The organism is Brachybacterium phenoliresistens, from assembly GCF_039530785.1.
GTDB classification, from domain to species: domain Bacteria; phylum Actinomycetota; class Actinomycetes; order Actinomycetales; family Dermabacteraceae; genus Brachybacterium; species Brachybacterium phenoliresistens.
The window spans coordinates 54,060-74,175 of record NZ_BAAAOW010000007.1 but is presented as its reverse complement, the minus strand read 5'-3'; the positions used below and the strand labels follow the sequence as shown (position 1 = coordinate 74,175).

Here is a 20,116-nt window from a genome sequence, read left to right as displayed (position 1 = left end):
CCTGCGCCGATGCCGGGCGGAAGGATTCTCGGCATGGAACAGCTCGCCTCCGCCGCAGGACCCCTGGGCCTCGCCGTCCTGGCCCTCATCGACTCCACCAGCGTGGGAACCCTCGTCATCCCGCTGATGATGCTCGTGGGCTCCGCGGGGCCGGCCCGCCGCGTGGTGGGCCGCACCGTGCTGTACCTGCTGGTGATCGGCGTCTTCTATTGGGTGCTGGGCGTGGCGCTGCTGGCCGGTCTGCTGCCGCTGCTGGAGGCCGCGCAGGGCCTGCTGGACTCCCCGGCGGTGACGGTCCTCGCCGCGGCCGCCGGTGCGGGCCTGGTGGTGTGGTCCTACCGGTCCGATCCGGCGGCGATCCGCAAGCGCGGCGGGGACCCGGAGGCCTCCTCGCGGCGCTGGGCCGAGCGGGTCCAGCGGGCGGCCGGCTCGGCGCGCCTGCTCATCGGCCTGGCCCTGCTCGCGGGAGTGGTCGAGGCCGCCTCGATGATCCCGTACCTCGCGGCCATGGGCATCCTCGCGGACATGGAGGTGGGGCTCGGACCCGGAGCCGTGATCCTGGCGGGCTACTGCGCGGTCATGATCGCGCCGGCGCTCGTGCTGGCCGGCGGGCGCCTGATCGCGGGGCGCCGGGCCGATCGCCTGCTGGCGCGCGTGCACGCCTGGGCGATCCGCAACGCCGCGAGCGCGTTCTCCTGGGCGATCGGGATCATCGGCGTGCTGATCCTGCTGCGCACCCTCGGCCCGGCGGTCGCGGTGCTCACCGGCAGCGCCTGAGCGGCTCGGCGTCCCCTCACCCCAGCAGGGACCACGACCGTGGGCCGCTATCGCGCATCCCGTCGGGTCTGTCGCGCACCCCGCCGCGTTCCGGGCCGTCCTCCCGCCGCGGCGACGAGCACCACGGCGAGCAGGGCCAGGGCCGGCAGGGCGGGAACCACGAGCAGGGCGGCCTGCACCGAGGCGACGGCGATGAGGCCGCTCGCGACGATCACGCCCACGGAGCTCGCGGTGCGCAGCAGCGCGAAGACCTCGGCCCGGCGCGCGGGCGGGGAGAGGCGGTCCAGCATGAGCGAGTAGAAGGTGCCCAGCGGGGCGAGCACCAGCCCCACCATCACCGCCCCCAGCAGCGTCCACGCGACCGCCTGGCCGACCGCGACGATCCCGACCCCGAGCGCCGTCGCGCCCAGCCACGCCACGACGGTGCGCAGCCGCGGGGTGCGGCCGCGCACGCTCACCCAGACGCCGCCGGCGACCGAGGCCAGGCACAGGGCGACGGGGAAGATCGATCCCCAGGCCGGCGCCAGGCCGTAGGCGACGGCGAGGGAGACCGCTCCCGTCTCGATGGTCGCGATCGCCGCGGAGCTCGCCATCGAGCAGCCCAGCCACAGCCACACCCGGCGCGGCAGCGCCTGACGGCCGGCCTCCGCGCTCCGGGGCAGGTCCGAGGGCGGAGCGGCATCGGCCGACGACCTTGCGGCCGATGATCCTGCGGCCGATGATCCTGCGCCCGTCGGCGGTGCGGCCGATGCGTCCGCGGCCGCCGCCGGATCCGACGCCGCCGCGGGGGTGCGCGGCATGGCGACCAGCGGCACCGCCCCGAGGACCACCACGGCCCACATCGCCAGCAGCGGCGACGCGGTGCCGAGCACCGAGGCGAGGGCGGGGGAGAGGACGAAGACGACCTCGTTGAGCGTGGCGGAGACGCCGAGCGCCCGGGGCAGCCGGCCCGGCGGCACCAGCGGGTTCAGCGCCGCGCGCAGGTGCCCGAAGGCGGCGCCGCTGACCAGGCCGGCCGCGGCGGAGCCGGCGACCAGCAGGGCGAACGGGGCCTGCAGTCCGGCGAGCAGGGCGATCGCTGCGAGGGCGGCCGTGCGCACGGCGACCAGCACGCCCACCGAGGCCAGCGCCGGCACCCGCCGCCCCAGCCGCGCGACGGGCACGGCGCCGAGCACCTGGGCCACCGTCATCGCCAGCACCAGGGCGGCGCCTGAGTCCGCCGATCCGGTCACCGGCAGGGCGATCAGCGCGAAGAGGATGGGCGCGGCGGCCTGCGGCACGGCCAGAGCGGCGGAGGAGGCGAACCAGCCCAGCAGCGGTCGGCCCGGGCGCGGCAGGCGGGCCAGGCGAGGGCGTCGCGGCGCTCCCGGCCCGGTCCCGGGTGCTGCGCCCTGTGCGTCCTGTCCGCTCACCGTCCTACCTTTCCACAGCTCGGCGGCCTGGGCTCGCCCCGAGCCGTTGACCGGCCCCGGGCGCTCCCGTACGGTCGGCGCACGTCGACCACCCAGGAGAGACCCATGTCGTCCGATCCCGGTTCCCTCGCGCGCCTGCGCCGCACCGTCACCCGCTCGATCAGTCCCGAGAACCCCGATGGCGCTCCGGGCGGCGGGGGCCGCGCCACCGAGGGCACCGGGGCGCACAGCGCCCGTGACCTGGGGCGCGGCTGGAAGGTCTCGCCGAGCGTGGACGTCGCCGCGGGGGAGACGCTGACCCTGGGCGGAATCGACGGCGCCGGGGTGATCACGCACCTGTGGATCACCACGCACACCGACCACTGGCGGACCCTGGTGCTGCGAGCGTACTGGGACGGAGCCGAGGAGCCGGCGATCGAGGTTCCCTACGGGGACTTCTTCTGCCAGGGGTGGGGCGTGTTCTCCCAGGTCTCCTCGCAGATGATCGCCGTGAACCCGCACGGCGGCTTCAACTCCTACTGGCCGATGCCCTTCCGCACCGGGGCGCGGCTCACGCTGGAGAACGTCTCCGAGCAGCCGGCCCGGGTGTACTTCCAGATCACCGTCGAGCAGGGCGGCGACCACAGCCGGGACGGCTGCCTGCATGCGCAGTGGCGGCGCTCGAACCCGCTCGAGGACCGCACCCCGCACGTGATCGTCGACGGGGTGCAGGGGCACGGGCAGTACGTGGGCACCTATCTGGCCTGGGGCGCGAACTCCCCGGGCTGGTGGGGCGAGGGGGAGGTGAAGTTCTACCTCGACGACGACGAGGAGTTCCCGACCATCTGCGGCACCGGGACCGAGGACTACTTCGGCGGCGCCTGGAACTTCGACGTCCCCGGCGCGGGCTACACGCCGTACACCACGCCCTACCTGGGGATGCCGCAGGTGATCCGGCCCGATGGTCTCTACGCCTCCCAGCAGCGTTTCGGGATGTACCGCTGGCACGTGGCCGATCCGATCCGCTTCGCGAGCGCGCTGCGGGTGGACGTGCAGGCGCTGGGCTGGCGCTCGGGCGGCCGATACCTGCCGCTGCGCGATGACATCGCGAGCACGGCGCTGTTCTACCTCGACGCCCCCGTCGCGGCCCGGCCGCCGGCTCCCACGGCCGATGCCATGGAGATCCACACGGGGACCGGAGGCGCCCCGCGGGCCTGAGCCGAAGGCGGCAGCCCCGGGTCGGAGAAGGCAGAGCCGGGGCGGAGGAGGCGGGCCCGAGAAGGAGGGCCCGAGAAGGAGATGGCGCGCCGCCGATCGGAACCGTTCGCCCCATGCCCGATCAGCGGCGCGCCGTGGGTCGCGACAGCTGGCGGGTGAACCACCGCGTCAGCGACAACCGTGGCGCCAGGGAGGTGATCCGCAGACCGTCTCCCCGACGGCTCCCTCAGCGTAGGGCACCCTCACTCGATTACGCAAGCATGGGCTTGCGAAAAGTGCGCATAATTCGGTGACCTGCAGGATCGCGGTCCCGGCGCGGGGAGGTCTGTACCGCGGGCGAGGGAGGCCATAGGCTCGTCGTATGACCCAGGACACCGCTTCCCAGAACTCCGCCGCCTCGACCGCCCCCGCGCCGCGCCGCATCGGCTCCCTGTCCGTCTCCCCGCTGGGCCTGGGCGCCATGCCCTCGTCCATGGGAGGCAACGTCAAGCCCTCGCACGAGCAGGCCATCGCGACCGTCCACGCGGCTCTCGACGCCGGCATCACCCTGATCGACACCGCCGACATCTACGCCCCCAGCTGGGACACGATGGGCCACAACGAGAAGATCGTCGCCGAGGCGCTGAGCAGCTGGAGCGGCGACGCCTCGCAGATCTCGATCGCCACCAAGGGCGGCATCACCCGCTCCGAGGGCGAGGTGTGGGGCCGTGACGGGTCCGCCGCCTACCTGCGCAGCGCCCTCGAGAAGTCCCTCGAGGCGCTCGGCCGCGACAGCGTCGACCTCTACTACTGGCACCGACCCGACCGCAGCATCCGCTACGCCGAGGGCGTCGAGGCGCTCGCCGCGCTCAAGCAGGAGGGGCTGATCCGCGAGATCGGCGTCTCCAACGCCAACGTCGAGGAGCTCGACGTGGCCCGCGAGGTGCTCGGCGAGGGCGGCCTCGCCGCGGTGCAGAACGAGTTCTCGCCCCGCTTCCACCACACCAGCCACGGCGAGCTGACGTACTGCGGCGAGCACGGCATCGCCTTCGTCCCGTGGTCCCCGCTGGGCGGGACCGGCGGCGGCTCCAAGGCCGTCGGCGAGAAGTTCCCCCAGGTCGCCCGTGTCGCCGAGGCCCGCGGCGTGAGCCCGCAGCAGGTCGTGCTGGCCTGGGAGCTGTCCCTGGGCGAGCACGTCATCCCGATCCCCGGCGCCAGCCGCCCCGAGTCGATCACCGACTCGGCGCAGGCCATGACCCTCGAGCTCAGCGCCTCCGAGCTCGAGGACCTCGCCACCATCCTCGGCTGATCCTGCCCGCTCGTCCCCGGGCCGCGCCGCCGCGCGCCCCGGGGGCGAGCCGCGTGCACAGCGCGGGCACGCGCGCCGTGCACGGCCCGGGCACGGGCGCCGCGCGGGCCCGGCGGCACGGTCGTGCCGCGACGCGCCGCGATCCCGCCCGGGCGGTCGAAAGGCTGTACCGCATGCGCGAGAAGCCCTACAGTCGGACCATGACCACGGATAACGCTTCCCGTTTCTCTGCTCCCCAGGTGGCCGCGCAGCGCCGCATCGGCTCCCTGGCGGTCTCCCCGATCGGGCTCGGCGCCATGCCCTTCTCCCTGGGCAAGGACCCGCTGCCGCCGCGCGAGCAGGCGATCGCCACCGTGCACGCCGCCCTCGACGCCGGCGTCACCCTCATCGACACGGCGGACGTCTACGCCCCGCGCTGGGACATGATGGGCCACAACGAGCAGATCGTCGCGGAGGCCCTGCGCACCTGGAGCGGAGACGCCTCCCAGGTCGTCGTCGCCACGAAGGGCGGCATCACCCGCGAGAAGGACGTCTTCCCCAACCGTCGCAACGCCTCGCCCGAGTACCTGCGCAGCGCCGTCGAGGCCTCGCTCACCGCGCTCGGCGTCGACACGATCGACCTCTACTACTGGCACCGCCCCGACCGCTCCCGCCGCTACGCCGACGGGGTCGAGGCGCTCGCCGCCCTGCAGCAGGAGGGCCTGATCCGCGAGATCGGCGTCTCCAATGCCAACGTCGAGGAGCTCGACGTGGCGCGCGAGGTGCTCGGCGAGGGCGGCCTCGCGGCCGTCCAGAACGAGTTCTCGCCCCGCTTCCACCACACCAGCCACGGCGAGCTGAAGTACTGCGGCGAGCACGGCATCGCCTTCGTCCCGTGGTCCCCGCTGGGCGGCATCGGCGGCGGATCGAAGGGCGTGGGGGAGCGGTTCCTGCAGGTCCAGCGGGTCGCGGAGCTGCGCGACGTGAGCCCGCAGCAGGTCGTGCTGGCCTGGGAGCTCTCGCTGGGCGAGCATGTCATCCCGATCCCCGGCGCCAGCCGCCCGGAATCGATCACCGACTCGGCCCAGGCCATGACCCTCGCGCTCAGCGTCGACGACCTCGAGGAGCTCGCCACGATCCTCCCGTGACCGTCCGCGGTCCCGGGAGCGTCGCAAAACACCTTGCCGCGCGGCATCGGCCGCAGTAGCGTGGCACGGTCCGTGACCGGAGAGGAGATCAGCATGCCGCAGCAGCATGCAGGGAGCGAGGCGGCCCGACGGGCCTTCTCGGGCCGGAGCCTGCGCGCCTGAGCGCGCTTCCCGCCCACCCTGATCTCCGCACGCCCTTCCCGGCCGCGCCCTGCCGCGCGGTCCGGTCGGCGTGCCCTCTCCCTGAGGACCCTCATGCATGCTCTGACCGAATCCCAGATCCGTACGTCCTTCGTCAACGCCTCCAAGGGCGAGGCCAAGCGCGCCACCCTGCCCGACCTCTCGGCCGTGGCGTGGGAGGAGCTCGACTATTTCGGCTGGAAGGACGCCAAGCGTCCGCTGCAGCATTACGTCGCGCTCGAGGTGGACGATGAGCTCGTCTGCCTGCTGCTGCGCGGCAACGAGCGGCCGATGAGCCGCAAGATGCTCTGCGCCTGGTGCGAGGACGTCGTCGACGGCGTCCACGCCGCCGTCTTCAGCGCCCCGCTGACCGGCGACTCCGGGCGACGCGGCAACAGCATCGGCACCGCGATCTGCGCGGACTTCCGCTGCTCGCGCAACGTGCGCCGGGCGCCGACGTCCTTCGAGCTGCGCAGCGAGGACCCGGCCCTGCTGGAGTACCACCGCGAGCAGAAGATCGCCGGGCTGCGCGAGCGCTCGACGACCTTCGCGCGCGCCGTGATGAACCGCTGAGCTCGAGCCTCCGGCGCACACCTGCGCCGATGGTCCCGGCGGACCGCGACCTTCGTCCGATCCGCCGGGACCGGCCTCCCGCCTAGCGTGCAGGGATGACCTTCACCGCGCGCAGCGCCCTCCGCGACCTCCACGACACCCGCACCCTCACCCATGGGCTGGTCTCCACCGCAGGAACCGTCGCCCTCACCCTCATCGAGCCGCGCGGCCTGACTCCCGGACGCCGCGCCGTGTATCGCACGGCCGTCGGCGTCTTCTCGGCCTGGACGATGTGGGCGGGCCTGCGCACCGAGGTCGCCGCCGCGGCGGAGACCGCGGCCGCCGGCACGAGCGAGTCGTCGGATCCCGCCGATGAGCTGGACCTGGACGATGCGGCGGAGCCTGTCGATGAGCTGGACCCGGATGAGGCGGCGGAGCCCGAGGAGGATCCGGCCGCGGAGGCCGAGGCCGGGCCCCTCCAGCTCGTGGACCGGTGGACCTACCACCCCGTGAACCGGATGGTGCTCGCGGTCGGTGCGGGCGGAGCGGTCATCGGCTACATGGACCTGCACGAGGCGATCGACGCGCGCGTGGTCGGTCTGCTCTCCCGTGTCGGTGTCGAGCGGCCGCGCGGGACCCTCGCGATCGCCGGCGCGGCGCTCTCGCTCGGCACCTGGTACCTGGGGCGGCGCAGCCTGGCATCGTGACGTCGCCTGGCGGACGTCGACATCGATCCGCTCCGGGACACCGCGACGAGATCCGTCGGATCACCGGTGGCGAGAGGATCGAGCCAGGAGCGCTCCGAGAACGGCTGTCCCGGCACCGATTGCCAGCAGCACGGTCCCGAAGAACGCCCACGCGCCGAATCCGTCGACCAGCCAGCCGGCCCCGCCTCCGATGATGGCGACGATCGCGATCCAGGAACCGTTCATCATCAGCTTTCGAGGTCCCGGCGTGCTCGAGTCCGGGGTTGCCTGATCTACCAGGTCACGGAGTCCCCGTCGACTCATGCCGGCCCCCCGGATGTGCAGGCAGGCCGCGGTCGGCTCCGGCGGTCGTCCCAGGCCCCCCGTGAGCCCGCAACTTGATTCCTGCTCGCTCCGGACGCCGATAGATCACGGCCTGCAGAACGAGATGCGAACGGTTCTTCGTGACGATTCATGGATCCCTTTCGAGTCGTCCGAATACGGCGGTTCAGCTGAGGTGGACCTCGGCATCGGCCCGGGCGCGGGTGGCGGCGACGAGGCGGGCGTTGGCCTCATCGGGGCCGAGCGACCAGTCCCGCGCGGCCTGGGGGGACTTGCCGAAGCGCTCGTGGCGGGCGATCAGCCGCTCATGGCGCAGCTCCTCCGGCGTGCTCACGAACCAGCAGGCGTCCAGCAGGGCGTGCACGTGCGCGAACGGTCCCTCGTCCAGCAGCAGGTAGTTGCCCTCGGTGATCACCAGCGGCACCTCGGGGCCGATCTCGATGGCGCCGGCCAGCGGCTGCTCGAGGTCGCGCTCGAACATCGGCGCCCACACCGGGGCGTCCCCGGGTCGCGCCCCGCGCAGCCGCTGCAGCAGCGCGACGTACCCGGCGGCGTCGAAGGTGTCGGGGGCGCCCTTGCGGTCGCGGCGGCCCAGCCGGTCCAGGGCGATGTCGGCCAGATGGAAGCCGTCCATCGGCACGACCAGGCAGGATCCCGCCGGGAGCGCCTGCGCCAGCAGCGCGGTGAGCGTCGACTTGCCGGCCCCGGGCGCCCCGGCGATGCCCAGCATGCGCCGGGAGCCCGAGCGCAGGGCGTCATCGAGCAGGGTGCGGGCGGCGCGGACGGCGGCGTCCTCATCGGGGAGGATCTGCGGCTCAGACATCGAGGACCCCCTGAAGGCCGGGGAGGGTCGGCTGCGACGCGGCCGTGGGCCCGGATGGCGCGTCGCGCCGCGACGCTTCGGCGGGGCCCGTCGGTTCCGCAGGGCCTGTCGGGTCCGCGGGTCCGTCGCGGTGCAGTGTCACCTCGAGGACCTCGCCGCGCAGGGGCAGGTGGATGAGCACCCGCTCGACCTCCACGCCGGAGGCGCCGAGGGCCCGCGCGTAGGTGTCCATCTGCCCCAGGTAGTGCTCGCGCACGTGCCCCACGGGGTCGTCGCCGGGGTAGGTCTTGTGGTCCACGAGCACGGCGCCGCCGCCCGGCAGGCGCAGCAGCGCGTCGATCCAGCCCTCCATGACCTGGTCGTCCTCGTTCCACCAGGCGATCGGCTGCTCGGTGAGCAGCTGCGCCCCGGGCAGCTCGGCGGCCAGGAAGCCCTGCCAGGCCTCCCCGGCGCGCAGCAGCGCCTCGGGGCCGATGGCCCGCGACACCGCCCAGCGCTGCACGAGCCGCTGCGCCGCCTGCGCCCGCTGCTCGGCATCGAGGGAGGCCAGCGGCAGGGCGAGGTAGGCGTGGACGGCCTCGCCCACCCGGTCCCAGTCGCGGTCCCCGTGCGCGACGAGCGCGGGGCCGATGCGCCGGGGCGTCCCGACGGAGCCGAGAGCATCGGCCGAGGCGGACGCGGAGGCCTGGAAGCGGGCCGCGGCCCCGGCCCTCGGCGCCGGGCGGCCGAGGCCGACGAGGTCGGTGGCCGCGAGCGCCGTCTGCGTGCCCGCGTACTGCTCGCCCTCCGGCGGTTCGATGCGCAGGGTGCGGACCACGGCCGGCAGCGAGGGGCCGCCGGCGACGTGGATGTGCGCGCCGCCGGACTCCCAGCGCAGCAGCGGCACCGGCTCGGCCTCGCGCGGCTCCGGAGCAGGGGCCAGCAGGGTGTCCAGCAGCGGCGCGCAGCCGTCGCCGCTGAGGATCGTGACGTCCTGCGCGCGGGTGAAGGCGACGTACTGCAGGCGACCGGCCTCCTCCCGCGCGCCGCGGGCGCGGCGGCGGGCATGCTCCGAGGCGGCCAGGGCCTCCTGCAGCGGGGCGAAGCCGGGCAGGACCGACGGCCAGCAGCGGGGCCGCCGTCCCGCGAGCGGCGCGGTGACGTCCAGCTGTTCGGCGGGGACGATGAACACGCCGTCCGTCTGCGGGCGCTCCTTCGGGTCGGGATCCAGCAGCACCACGACCCGGGACCACTCCAGGCCCTTCGCGGTGTGGATGGTGCCGACCCAGACGGTGTCGGGGATGCCCTCGAGGTCGGGGCCCCGGTCCAGGGCGTCGAGCTCGGCCCGCAGCCCGGTCAGGGTGATCGGCGCGGAGGAGGCCCGCGCCCGGTCGGCGTACTCGTGGGCGACGGCCCGCACCGCGTCGAGGGTGCGCAGGCGCTGCTCGGGGTCGGACCAGGCACGGATCCGCTCGGGCAGGTCGAGGGCATCGACCAGGGCCGTGACCATCTCCTCCGGGGTCAGGGAGATGCACTCCTCGCGCAGCGCCCGCAGGCCCGCCAGGGCGGGGTCGCGCCACCAGTCCTCGAACACCTGTCGGCGTGCGGGAGCATCGGGCGCCTCCGCGAGGGTCGCGAACCATCGGCCGTGCGCGGCATGGTCGGTCAGCAGGTCCACGAGCTCGGTGAGGGCGAGCGTGTCGCTGAGGTCCAACGTCACGGCGAGCCCCGCCCGCAGGATCCGGCCCTCGCGGGTGGCGAGGATCGGGGTGCCCTCGCCGGAGGCGGGGATGCCCCGTGCGGCGAGCGCCGCGACCACGGCGTCCCGGGTCCGGTTGGTGCGCACCAGCACCGCCACGTCGCCGGGGCCGGTGCCGGGCTCCTCGAGCAGCGCGGCGACGCCGTCGGCGATGGCGGTGGTGTGCTCGGCGGCCGTCGGAGGCCACCGCTTGCCGTTCTTGCGGAACCGGGGCGGGGTGATCCACGCCTCCAGGCGCCCGGGGGCCCGACCGGAGGTCGCCCGGCGGCGGGCGGCCTCGGGAGCGGGGCCGATGGCGACGCGCTCGGGCGGCAGGTCGGGGAAGATCCGCGGGAAGATGCTGCTCACCAGCTCCAGCACCGGCTCCTGGGAGCGCCAGGAATGCTCGAGGTTCTCGATGCTGCCGGTGCCGAGATCGCTGGTGCCCGCCTCGAGCTGGGCGATGACGCCGAGCATGAGGGTGGGATCGGCCGCGCGGAAGCCGTAGATGGCCTGCTTGGGGTCGCCCACCCAGATCTTGTCCTCGATCAGCCGGCTCAGCTCGAGGAACAGGGCCAGCTGCACGGGGGAGGTGTCCTGGAACTCGTCGACGGCCAGCAGGCGGAACCGCGAGCGGATCACCGCGCGGACCCGCTCGCTGGAGCGGATCAGCGCCAGCGCCCCGACCTCCTGGTCGATGAAGTCGATCAGGCCCAGCTCCCGCTTGTGCGCCGCGTAGGCGTCCAGGGAATCGGCGGCGGTGTCCATGATCAGCGTGATCATGGCGCGGATGTCGGCCTGCAGCGCCGGGAGGGAGAGCAGGTCGTCGCGGACCTCCTCGGCGAGGCCCTGCAGGGCGAGGTCGACGTCCTTGGAGTAGGCGTAGTCGCCGGCCTCGGGGTTCACGGCCTTGCGCTCGGCGACCCTCGCGATCCGCACCCACGCCGACCAGGGGCAGCGGTCGGCGTCGGCGAGGGTCCGGCGCAGCTGCTCGAGGGTGCGCACATGCTTGGCCACGCCCGCCACGCTGCCCTTGGCGATCGGGGGCTTCCCGGCGGCCGGGTCCGGATCCTCGGAGGCGGCGAGGTCCGCGCGCAGGCCCGCGATCGCGAGGTCCAGCCGGGACAGCCACGCCGGTCGCAGATCGGTGCCCGCGGCGGGGAGCGCCGCCTCGGCGTACTCGCGCCAGGAGTCATCGGCCGCGCGCCGCAGGTCCTCGGCGCCGAGCATGTTGATGCGGGCCTCCTCGGCCAGGCGCCGCACCGAGATGCGCCAGGAGCCCTTCTCGCCCCGGGTCGGGTCCGGGTCCTCCACGCCGTCCAGCTCCATCCGGGCCACCAGGTCCTGGGCGTCGGCGCCGATCTGCGCGACCTTCGCGTCGATCGCGGCGGAGAACGCGGTGCGCTGCGAGGCGTCGTCCAGCACCCGGGTCTCGGGGGAGATCCCGGCATCGAGCGCGAACTCCTGCAGCAGCAGCCCGAAGACGGAGTTCACGGTGCCGATGAGGGCGCTGTCGATCCCGCGGGCCTGCTCGAGCATCCCCTCCTCGAGCAGGGTGCGTCGCACCCGGTCGGAGAGCTCCGCCGCGGCCTTGCGGGTGAAGGTCGTCGCGATGAGCTGGGAGGGGCTCAGGCCCGCGCGGATCTCTGCGGCGATCCGGTGGGTCAGGGTGTGCGTCTTGCCCGATCCGGCGGAGGCGTTGATCAGGGTGAAGGTCATCGCCAGTCTCCTTGCAGCCCGCACAGCTGGGCATAGTCGCTGGTGGCGCAGTAGGACTTCACGACGAGCCCGCCGCGGGACCGGGCCTCGGCCCGGGCCGCGTCCCAGGCCTTGCGCTGCGCGTCGTACGGGGAGGAGGCATCCAGCCCTGCGTCCTCGAGCAGGTGGCGGCAGCCCACCTGCACCGTGCCGGCGGCCACCTCCGACAGCGCCCGGGAGATCGCGGAGACGGCCCGGTCCCAGGCGCCGCGGGTGTCCATCGGCGCGCGGCCGTGCGGGTCCAGCGTCGGATCCGCGGCGATGAACTCCCCGGTGGTGAGGATGTAGTAGCCGACGGCGGGGGCCGTCTCCTGCGGCTCCTCCTGCTCCATGGACCAGGCGTAGGAGGCCAGCTGGATGGCCTCGTCGGTGTCGAAGAGGTCCGCGTAGGTCTTCGCGCTGCGGGCCCACTTGAGGTCGATGACGACGGGGCGGCCGCGGGCGTCGCGCGCATCGACGTCCCGGCTGCCGCCGAAGTCGACCGTGCGCCCGCCGGCCTCCCCGGCCAGGACCAGCGGATGGGAGAAGCGGGTCTCCGTACCGGTGATGCGCAGCCCGGCATCGGCCATGCGGGCGAACAGCGCGTGGACGGAGCGCACGGCGCGGGCGCGGATGTCCTCGCGCTCGGCGCTGCGGCCGGGCAGGTCCAGCTCGGAGGCGAGCTGGGGGACGAGGGCGTCGAACACGGCGCCGATCCTCTCCGGCGTCGGGGCCTCGAGCCGGACCCCGCCGAGCTGCGGGTCGTGCAGCTCCTGGACGAGATGCTCGACCACCGCGTGCACGAGCGTGCCGATCATCGGCGGGCCGGTGGGCAGGGCCGCGACCTGCGCGGGTCGGATCCCGAAGCCGTACTCGAGGACCCAACGGTGGGGGCAGCCGATGAGGGTCGCGGCCTGCGAGTAGGAGAGCCGCTGCGGCATCAGGTGGGCGGCGGGGCCGATGCGCACGGGCCCCGGGGCCGGCGCGGCGAATCGTGCGCGGGCGGGGCGGTGCAGCTCCCGGGTGCGCCCGGCGAGCGACCAGGTCGTGCCCTCCAGCAGGGAGGCGGGAGAGCGGCGATCGCCCTCGCCGCGCCCGAGGGCGGCCTCGAGATGCGCGAGCAGGCCGCTCGGGGCGGGGGCCGCCTCGAGGCGCCGGCCGGGCAGCACGGCGATCACCCGGTCGGCGCGGCGCAGCCCCGCCAGGGCCGCATCGACGTGCAGGGCCGCCAGGGCCTCGGGGGCGGGTGCCCGGGCGCCGTCCCGGTCGAGGGCACGGATCTCCTCCGCGTCCCAGGTCACGGCCGCCGGGACGGCATCGTCGGCCGGTCCCCACCACAGGACGGTGCCGCCGGACGCCGTGATCTGGGCGGGGCGCGTGGTGGTGGCCCAGTCCGCGACCTCGGCGCGGGCCCGGGGAGAGGGGCCGGATCCGCCGCAGGCGTCGATGATCTGCTGCAGAGTGCGGCGGGACAGCGGCGCGGAGGCGTCGAGCATCTCCAGCACCTGCTGGAGGGTCTGCACCTGGGTGAGGCTGGCGCGCAGATCCCCGTCGCCGCGGGAGACGCGCCGCAGGCGGTCCGCGAGCCATCCCAGGCGCCGGGAGATCGCGGCGGGTCGCAGGTCCTCGGCCGGGAGGGGGTCGGTGACGAGGCGGTCGATCTCCCGGGCGGCCTCGAGCGCCGCGGCGGCGCCGGGTCCCTCCTGCTGCGCGAGGTGCTCGAGGGCGGACTGCCAGGCCGGGCCGCCGACGCCCGGCTCCTGGGTGAGGGCGCGCAGCAGGGTGCGGCGCGCCGCCGCGGGCACGAGGCCGATGGGCTCGGCATCGGCATCCGGCCCGGGCAGCACCCGCAGGTCCAGCAGCGCGGCCAGCTGGTGCACGTCCACCGGGGCGGTCGCGACGTCCAGGAACAGCCCCAGCACCTGGTGGTGGGCGCGGTCGGGGGACGGTGCGACGCGGCCGATGCCGGGCAGGCCGCGGCGGTGCAGCGCCCGGTCCAGCACGTCGGTGTCGGACGAGGCCAGGACGGTGAGCGGGCCATCGCCGGGCGGGGCCGGGGCGGCGAGGAAGCGCGCAGCGACATCGGCGGCGGACCATTCGTCCAGGCAGGAGACCACCTCGAGCTGCGGGGCGCGCTCCGCGGGCGCCGGCACGGCGGTGATCTCGACACCGCATCCCGCGATCAGGTCCAGCAGCATCGGCCACAGCCCCGGCAGCTCCGCGGGGTCCTCGTGCAGGCTGATGCGGTCCACGCCCAGGGGCCAGCTCGCGCCGCCGGCACGCAGCTGCGCGAGGAGGTCCACGATCTCGCGCAGGTCGTCGGCCGGGCCGGGGGAGAGCGTGGCGGGGCGACCGTCGGGGGCGCAGGTGCCGGGCATGCCCACGACCACGCGCCGCTCCACCGCGGCGATGGCGGCCAGCCGCGGAGGCAGCAGGGCCGGGTCCGCGGTCGCGGGCCGCCAGCCCGCCTCGACGGCGGCGTCGCGCCAGCGCAGCAGCTGCCGTGCGGTGCTCCACGGGTCCACCGCGCAGGAGGCCGCCGGCCAGAAGGCTGCGGGATCCGAGAGGCCGGCCAGGTGCTCGTCGATCAGGCGCATCCACTGCGCCGTCCGCACCGCGCGGTCGACCTCGGGCCGGGTCAGGCCCAGCCGCGTCTGCAGCAGCGTCACCAGGCCGCGCGGGCCCATGCGGACGGTCCCCGCCGCCCCGCCGGAGGCGGCATCGGCCCAGGACGCGCCGTCCAGGGACCACCCGAACTCGATGCGCATCCGCCGACCTCCTCCGTCCAGGGCTGCGTCCCCCGCAGCGCATCTCCACCCTAGGGGAGCGGGCCGACACTCCTGGCGCGCCGCGACGGCGGTGGACGGATCCGGCAGGGCCGGAGGAGTTGAGGCGGTGCCGGCGCGGATCAGGAGCCGCCGTCGCTCGCCGCAGGCTCGGACTGCGTCGTGAGCACCGCCGTGATCTGCGCCGCCTCGGAGTCGATGTCCTCCCCGGGGACGAGATCGGCCGCCTGCTCCCGGAGCACGGCGGTGCGAGCCGCGAGGATCTCCTCCGCACGGCCACTGTCGACCAGATCGGTGCGCAGCGCGGCGCTCTGCTCCTGGATCAGCGCGGCGAAGGACTCGACGGCGGTGAAGCGGGAGGCCAGGATGTTGCCTCCGCCCATGCCGCCGCCCTGGCGGAGGGGGACCGCAGCATCCCCGCCGCCGTCGGAGGGCATCGCCCCGCCGCGACCGCCCATCCCGCCGGCGGGCATCTCGCCCTCCTCGGGCATCTCGACGCCCTCCGGCGGCATCGCGCCCTCCGCGCCGGCACCGCCCGCTCCGGCGCCGTCCGGTCCGCCGATCGCGCCGCCCCCTCCCGCGCGGCCTGCGCCCATCCCGCCGAAGGCGAGGTTGTGATCCCACGCGACCACGGTGAAGACGTCCGTCGCCGGGTCGTAGAAGAGGTAGGAGTTGTTGCCGGGCCCGTCGATGTCGTCGGTGTTCTGCACGAGGTCCTCGAACGCGAGGTAGCGGGCGAACCCCTCGACGTCGAGGTGGTCCGGCAGCTGGGCGGCGAAGTCCTCGTCGCTGGACTCGTCGAGGAACGCCAGCAGCGTGGTGAGCGGGGCGTAGTCCTCGTCGCCGCCTTCGACGTCGAAGACGCCGTCGTATGCGGCGGCATCGTCCCCGCGGTAGGAGTAGTCGCCCCCGGCCTCGGCCTTGTAGAGGATGCCGTCCGCACCGAGCACCGCCTCCATCCAGGCGTCCTCGAGCATCTCCAGGGTCAGGCGCAGCACCGGGTCGGAGCCGTTGACGGTGAGAGCGGTCGCCACGGACAGCTCGGAGGCGAGCCCGGCCTCGGCGAGGAGGTCCAGGGCGACCGCCTCGTTGAGGGAGGTGGCGGTGCTGCTGGAGCGCACCACGAGGTCCGCGGCACCGTCGAAGGACCGGCCCTCGACGACCTTGTCCAGGCGGATCCGCCAGGGCAGGGTCGCCGGATCGCTGTCGGCGCTCACCGAGCGCAGCGACGAGTTCCCCTTCAGCTTCAGACCGACCTGGTCGAACCGCGTCCCGTCGATGGTCACCGATCCGGTGATCCATTCCTTCTCGCCGGAATCGAGATACGTCCCGATCATCGTGGCGAGATCCTCCGCGGGGACCTCGACGTCGAGGGTGTGCAGCCGGGTCGCGTCCCAGAACGAGGAGACGTCGGTGCGGACGATGGGCTGTGCCGCTGCGGCGGAGGAGCCGGCGGAGCCCTCGTCCTCGGCCGAGGTGCAGGCGCTCGCGGCGCCGGTGACGAGAGCGCCGATCAGGACGGCGCGACGGGTGAGGCGGGGCGATCGGGGCACGGCGGGATCCTCCGGGTGGGTGTCGACGGAACCCCAGGGGATCGCGCGAAGCTGTCGATCGGCTATGTCTGCGGCCAGCGCAGGCTGTTCGTCCGATGCACGTCAGTCCGGGGCGGGCAGCTCGCGCTCGAGGGAGAGCTGGAGAGCGGACATCAACCGGTCGAACTCCCCCTCGAGATCGATCCCGTGCTCCGCCGAGAGCACGAGGAGAGACCAGAGGCAGTCGGCGAGCTCGTGGCCGAGCGCCTCGTCCAGCCCCGGTCGTGGCCGCACGCCTGCTCTCCCGAGCACCAGCTTCGCCAGGTCGCCGACATCCCCGACGAACCCCAGCATCACCTCGTCGGTCGTCCACGCACGTCGGGACCGGGACGCGTCGACCTCCGCGAAAAGGGTCCTGACCTGCAGAGCTTTCTCCGTCATGTCCTGAAGGGTCATGGCGGGAGGCTACCGTCCTGCATCAAGCGGACCCCGGAGGGCGGGCCGGGAAGGGCGCGCAGCAGGTGCAGGGGATCAGGCCGTGCGGGGGCGCTCCCCGATGCAGGTGCGGATGATCCCCACGATCAGCTGCACGAGGCGGCAGCCGGGGACCACCAGGTAGATGACGGCCAGCAGCAGGATGAAGCTGGCGAGGATCAGGTCCTGGTTCTCGCCCTGCACGGCGAGGACCACGAGCAGGATGGCCAGCACCGGGGCGAGCCATGCGGTCGTGATCACCGCGATCACGCACCACGGGACGATCGCATCGCCGATCCGCCCCACCAGACGGCGCACGGACTGCACCACGGCCACGAGGTCGAGCACGATCGAGGCGAGCACCCCGAGAGCGGTGAGCACGAGCACCACGACCGACGCGGTGAGCGGAGCCCACGGGTCGATGTCGTCGGGGCCGCCGGTGGTCGCGGACTCGATCGCCGCGATCACGGCGAGGCTCGAGGCGTAGAACAGGACCATCCCGACGAGGAGCCCGAGGCCCCACACCACGGCGCCGACGAGGACGACGATGCCGTAGCCGCGCCGGGCCGGCGGGAGCGAGGGGACAGGGGCGTACGGCGCGGCGTACGGGTGGGGAGGCGGTGACGAGGAGTGCATCTGCGCACGGTAGCGCGGTCCGCCCTCGGCCCGCTCGCGGTCTGTGGACAACCCGGCCGGTGGCGGCTCCGTCGCAGATCAGCGGTTGAACGGATCGTCGGGCCGCAGCCCCCAGCTGAAGCCGCGGTCGTAGAGGACCCGGCCGTCCTCGTCGGGGGAGAGGACCAGGTCGATGCCCTCGCCGTGCAGGCGCAGGGATCCGTCGGCCTGCTCCTGGACGGTGAGGGTCCAGGTCAGCTGCTCCGAGGCGGCGTGCTCGGCGAAGGTCTGCCCGGGGTCGCGCTGCTCGCGCAGGGCCAGCTCCACGGTGGAGCCGCCGGTGCGCTCGTAGGTGCCGTCCAGCAGCGTCCCGTCCGCCCGGCGCACCTGGGCGCGGGCCGTGCCGTCGTAGGCGACCTCGCCGAACGCCGCCTTCTGCCAGCGGGTGTCCTCGGACAGCTGGGCGGCGGGCTCGGCGGTGTCCTGCGCGACGACCCAGACGCCCGCCGGCGGCGTCGCGTCCGTGCTCCGCGCCGGGTACAGGGCGCTCACGCCCCAGGCCACCAGGGCCAGCACCGCGATCCCGGCGAGGGGACCGGCCACGTCCGTGACCTTCCGGAAGGGGCGCCCGGGGATCAGCGCGGGCTCGGGACCGGCGGGGATCGCCCCGTGCCCCAGCAGCGACCGGGCCACCCGGGGCATCCACGGGCCGAGCACCACGAGGGACATCACCAGCAGCACCAGGGCGATCGTCTTCACGGGCACGTCGTAGCCCAGGTTCAGCACGAGCACGAGGGCCATGTCCGCCGCGGCCAGCAGCGCGCCGAAGGCCACCGACCGCCGCCACATCAGGGCGAGCGCGGCCCCGGCCTCGGCGAGGCCGGCGAGGACCTGGAACAGCGGGGAGAAGGCCACCAGGCGCCACAGCATCCCCATCGGGCTCATCTCGCCCTGCGCCACGAGCGCGTCGCCCATGTCCGCGACCCCGAACTGCCCCAGGACCAGCTTCGCGACGCCGTAGTAGGCCAGCGCCAGCGCCAGCAGCACGCGGACGAGACCGTGCAGCCACCACCCCAGCGTCACCACGATCGTCCGTGCTGGTGCTGGTGCTGGTGCTGGTGCTGGTGCTGGGGAGCGGGCAGGTGCGGGAGCGGAGGAGGCATCGGGCGCGGTCATGGCGTCCACCCCACCATCGGGCGCGCCGCGGCGGGAGCGCCCTCCGGCGGAGGCGCCCCCGACCTTCGCGCGATCCCGCGCTCGACCTTCGGCCCGGTCAGAGCGCGGCGTGCTCCCGCACCCAGCTCGCCTCGGACTGCAGGGGCCGGCCCGGCACGAGCGCGCCGTCCCGCACGAAGCCCTCCTCGCGGCCGTCCAGCTCCGCCACCAGGAGCGCGCGGTGCCGGGCGAGCTCCTCGGCGTGGGCGTCGTCCCCGGCGAGGTCGTGCAGCTCCTGCGGATCGGCCTCGAGGTCGAAGAGCTGCTCGTGCCCGTCGCCGGAGAACCACAGGTACTTGTGCCGCGCAGAACGGATCCAGTGCATCCCGTGCCGGCCCAGCGAGCCGATGAGGTGCTCGCCGTGGAGGTGCTCGCGCACCGCGGCGCGGTCGCGCGTGGCCGGGCGCAGGCTGAGCCCGTCCACGCCCTCCGGCACGGTCACGCCCGCGAGGTCCAGCACGGTGGGCATGATGTCGCGCAGCTCGGCGATCGCGTCGACGTCCCCGGGCGCGCCCCAGCTCTCCTGCAGGCGCGGCGGCACGTGCAGGACCATCGGCACCCGCGCGGATCCCTCGTAGCCCACCGACTTCCGGTACATGTCGTGGTCGCCCATCATGTCGCCGTGGTCGGAGACGAACACGATCACCGTGTCCTGCAGCAGGCCCAGGTCCGAGAGCTTCTCGCGCAGGCGGTTCAGCTGCAGGTCGATGAACTCGATGCTCCCGTAGTACCCGGCGCGGACCTGCTGATGGGTGCTCTCCTTCTGCGCGCCGAACTCCGCCTCCGAGCCGTGGTCGCGGCGGTGCTCGTCGAAGCGGGAGACCCACCGGCCCATCGGCCGCGGCGGAAAGGTCCGGGCACGGTACTTCTCCCACAGCCAGGCCGGCGGGTCGAAGGGCGCATGCGGCCGATGGAAGGACATGTACAGGAAGAAGGGGCGGGAGGGGTCGCGGCGCTCGAGGAAGCGCAGGGACTCGTCGGCGACCCACCGGGTCGGGTGCAGGCGCTCCTCCCGCTCCCACGGCCGCGCGGTCATGGCGTTGCAGCCGATGCCGGTGTCCTGGTAGTCGGCCCGCGGGTCCCCGGTCTCCCGGCGCAGGAAGTCGACGTAGTCGTCGATCCCGGCCGACGCTCCCCGGCTCAGCCGGCGGGAGGCGTGCAGGAAGCCGTCGTGCAGCAGCACGTCGTCGAAGCCGCAGCGGGCCCGGTCGGGGAAGACGTGCATCTTGCCGACGCCGAAGGTCTGGTAGCCGGCCTCCCGCAGCGTGGACTGCAGGGTCACGGGGTAGGCGTCGGGGAAGGAGATGCCTTCCCGGTAGCCGTAGCGGCCGTGCCGGTCCGGCGAGGTCCCGGTGAACAGGGCGACCCGCGCCGGCACGCAGGTGGGCGTGGCCGAGTAGGCACGCGTGAAGCGGTACCCGCCGCGGGCCAGGTCGTCGAGGTTCGGGGTGTCGATGTGCTCGTTGCCGGCGGCGCCCATCGCATCGGCGCGCATCTGGTCGACGCACACCAGGACCACGTGGGGCCGGCGGGGAGGGGCCTCGGCGGAGGCCGGGACGGCGGATGGGCTCTCAGGGGTCACGGTGGCGGGGTCCTTCCCGGTGCCGGGGACGAGAACTCCCCCCGCCCGACGGATCGGACGAGGGGAGCATGAGG

15 protein-coding genes are annotated in these 20,116 nt (G+C 74.3%); 6 read left to right on the top strand and 9 right to left on the bottom strand.

Annotated elements, in window-relative coordinates; translation table 11 throughout:
- Nucleotides 1-33: 33 nt before the first annotated feature.
- On the top strand, nucleotides 34-777 hold the full coding sequence (locus ABD234_RS14360) for a GAP family protein (protein ID WP_344357527.1): 744 nt from the start codon (nucleotides 34-36) through the stop codon (nucleotides 775-777).
- A gap of 47 nt (nucleotides 778-824) precedes the next feature.
- Here the strand turns inward: ABD234_RS14360 and ABD234_RS14355 are convergent, their stop codons facing one another.
- Nucleotides 825-2,189 carry an MFS transporter gene (locus ABD234_RS14355; protein ID WP_344357525.1) on the bottom strand — a complete coding sequence of 455 codons (1,365 nt, stop codon included), beginning with the start codon at nucleotides 2,187-2,189 and terminating at the stop codon, nucleotides 825-827.
- Between the two features lie 105 nt (nucleotides 2,190-2,294).
- Between ABD234_RS14355 and ABD234_RS14350 the strand changes: the two genes are divergently transcribed.
- From ABD234_RS14350 to ABD234_RS14330, 5 genes are all read left to right on the top strand, one after another.
- A complete protein-coding gene (locus ABD234_RS14350; protein ID WP_344357523.1) occupies nucleotides 2,295-3,386 on the top strand; it encodes a glycoside hydrolase family 172 protein in 1,092 nt (363 codons plus the stop codon).
- Nucleotides 3,387-3,747: 361 nt separating this feature from the next.
- Nucleotides 3,748-4,674, top strand: coding sequence for an aldo/keto reductase (locus ABD234_RS14345; RefSeq protein WP_344357520.1), 927 nt, complete (start codon nucleotides 3,748-3,750; stop codon nucleotides 4,672-4,674).
- 200 nt (nucleotides 4,675-4,874) lie between these two features.
- A complete protein-coding gene (locus ABD234_RS14340; protein ID WP_344357517.1) occupies nucleotides 4,875-5,801 on the top strand; it encodes an aldo/keto reductase in 927 nt (308 codons plus the stop codon).
- Between the two features lie 255 nt (nucleotides 5,802-6,056).
- Nucleotides 6,057-6,554: an FBP domain-containing protein gene (locus tag ABD234_RS14335; protein ID WP_038372144.1), complete on the top strand. Its 498-nt coding sequence runs from the start codon at nucleotides 6,057-6,059 to the stop codon at nucleotides 6,552-6,554.
- 95 nt (nucleotides 6,555-6,649) lie between these two features.
- Complete coding sequence (locus ABD234_RS14330) at nucleotides 6,650-7,240, top strand: hypothetical protein (RefSeq protein WP_344357513.1); 591 nt, start codon at nucleotides 6,650-6,652, stop codon at nucleotides 7,238-7,240.
- A 487-nt stretch (nucleotides 7,241-7,727) separates the two neighbouring features.
- Here the strand turns inward: ABD234_RS14330 and ABD234_RS14325 are convergent, their stop codons facing one another.
- The 8 genes from ABD234_RS14325 to ABD234_RS14290 form a co-directional block, all read right to left on the bottom strand.
- On the bottom strand, nucleotides 7,728-8,384 hold the full coding sequence (locus tag ABD234_RS14325) for a nucleoside/nucleotide kinase family protein (protein ID WP_344357510.1): 657 nt from the start codon (nucleotides 8,382-8,384) through the stop codon (nucleotides 7,728-7,730).
- A complete protein-coding gene (locus ABD234_RS14320) occupies nucleotides 8,377-11,820 on the bottom strand; it encodes a UvrD-helicase domain-containing protein (protein ID WP_344357507.1) in 3,444 nt (1,147 codons plus the stop codon). Before ABD234_RS14320 ends, ABD234_RS14325 begins: the two co-directional genes overlap by 8 nt.
- A complete protein-coding gene (locus ABD234_RS14315) occupies nucleotides 11,817-14,606 on the bottom strand; it encodes a PD-(D/E)XK nuclease family protein (RefSeq protein ID WP_344357504.1) in 2,790 nt (929 codons plus the stop codon). Before ABD234_RS14315 ends, ABD234_RS14320 begins: the two co-directional genes overlap by 4 nt.
- A 140-nt stretch (nucleotides 14,607-14,746) precedes the next feature.
- Nucleotides 14,747-16,177 (bottom strand): CotH kinase family protein, encoded by a 1,431-nt coding sequence (locus ABD234_RS14310; RefSeq protein WP_344357501.1) that lies wholly within the window; start codon nucleotides 16,175-16,177, stop codon nucleotides 14,747-14,749.
- A 102-nt stretch (nucleotides 16,178-16,279) separates the two neighbouring features.
- Nucleotides 16,280-16,612 carry a nucleoside triphosphate pyrophosphohydrolase family protein gene (locus tag ABD234_RS14305; protein ID WP_344357498.1) on the bottom strand — a complete coding sequence of 111 codons (333 nt, stop codon included), beginning with the start codon at nucleotides 16,610-16,612 and terminating at the stop codon, nucleotides 16,280-16,282.
- 75 nt (nucleotides 16,613-16,687) lie between these two features.
- Complete coding sequence (locus ABD234_RS14300; RefSeq protein WP_344357495.1) at nucleotides 16,688-17,266, bottom strand: hypothetical protein; 579 nt, start codon at nucleotides 17,264-17,266, stop codon at nucleotides 16,688-16,690.
- A gap of 78 nt (nucleotides 17,267-17,344) precedes the next feature.
- Nucleotides 17,345-18,331: a hypothetical protein gene (locus ABD234_RS14295; protein ID WP_344357492.1), complete on the bottom strand. Its 987-nt coding sequence runs from the start codon at nucleotides 18,329-18,331 to the stop codon at nucleotides 17,345-17,347.
- A gap of 187 nt (nucleotides 18,332-18,518) precedes the next feature.
- Nucleotides 18,519-20,042, bottom strand: coding sequence for an arylsulfatase (locus ABD234_RS14290; RefSeq protein ID WP_344357489.1), 1,524 nt, complete (start codon nucleotides 20,040-20,042; stop codon nucleotides 18,519-18,521).
- Nucleotides 20,043-20,116: the final 74 nt, after the last annotated feature.

Bases quoted from the DNA above. Each gene is read 5' to 3' on its own strand.
- ABD234_RS14360 (WP_344357527.1), top strand. From the start codon at position 34: ATGGAACAGCTCGCCTCCGCCGCAGGACCCCTGGGCCTCGCCGTCCTG.
- ABD234_RS14350 (WP_344357523.1), top strand. From the start codon at position 2,295: ATGTCGTCCGATCCCGGTTCCCTCGCGCGCCTGCGCCGCACCGTCACC.
- ABD234_RS14345 (WP_344357520.1), top strand. From the start codon at position 3,748: ATGACCCAGGACACCGCTTCCCAGAACTCCGCCGCCTCGACCGCCCCC.
- ABD234_RS14340 (WP_344357517.1), top strand. From the start codon at position 4,875: ATGACCACGGATAACGCTTCCCGTTTCTCTGCTCCCCAGGTGGCCGCG.
- ABD234_RS14335 (WP_038372144.1), top strand. From the start codon at position 6,057: ATGCATGCTCTGACCGAATCCCAGATCCGTACGTCCTTCGTCAACGCC.
- ABD234_RS14330 (WP_344357513.1), top strand. From the start codon at position 6,650: ATGACCTTCACCGCGCGCAGCGCCCTCCGCGACCTCCACGACACCCGC.
- ABD234_RS14325 (WP_344357510.1), bottom strand. From the start codon at position 8,384: ATGTCTGAGCCGCAGATCCTCCCCGATGAGGACGCCGCCGTCCGCGCC.
- ABD234_RS14320 (WP_344357507.1), bottom strand. From the start codon at position 11,820: ATGACCTTCACCCTGATCAACGCCTCCGCCGGATCGGGCAAGACGCAC.
- ABD234_RS14315 (WP_344357504.1), bottom strand. From the start codon at position 14,606: ATGCGCATCGAGTTCGGGTGGTCCCTGGACGGCGCGTCCTGGGCCGAT.
- ABD234_RS14305 (WP_344357498.1), bottom strand. From the start codon at position 16,612: ATGACCCTTCAGGACATGACGGAGAAAGCTCTGCAGGTCAGGACCCTT.
- ABD234_RS14300 (WP_344357495.1), bottom strand. From the start codon at position 17,266: ATGCACTCCTCGTCACCGCCTCCCCACCCGTACGCCGCGCCGTACGCC.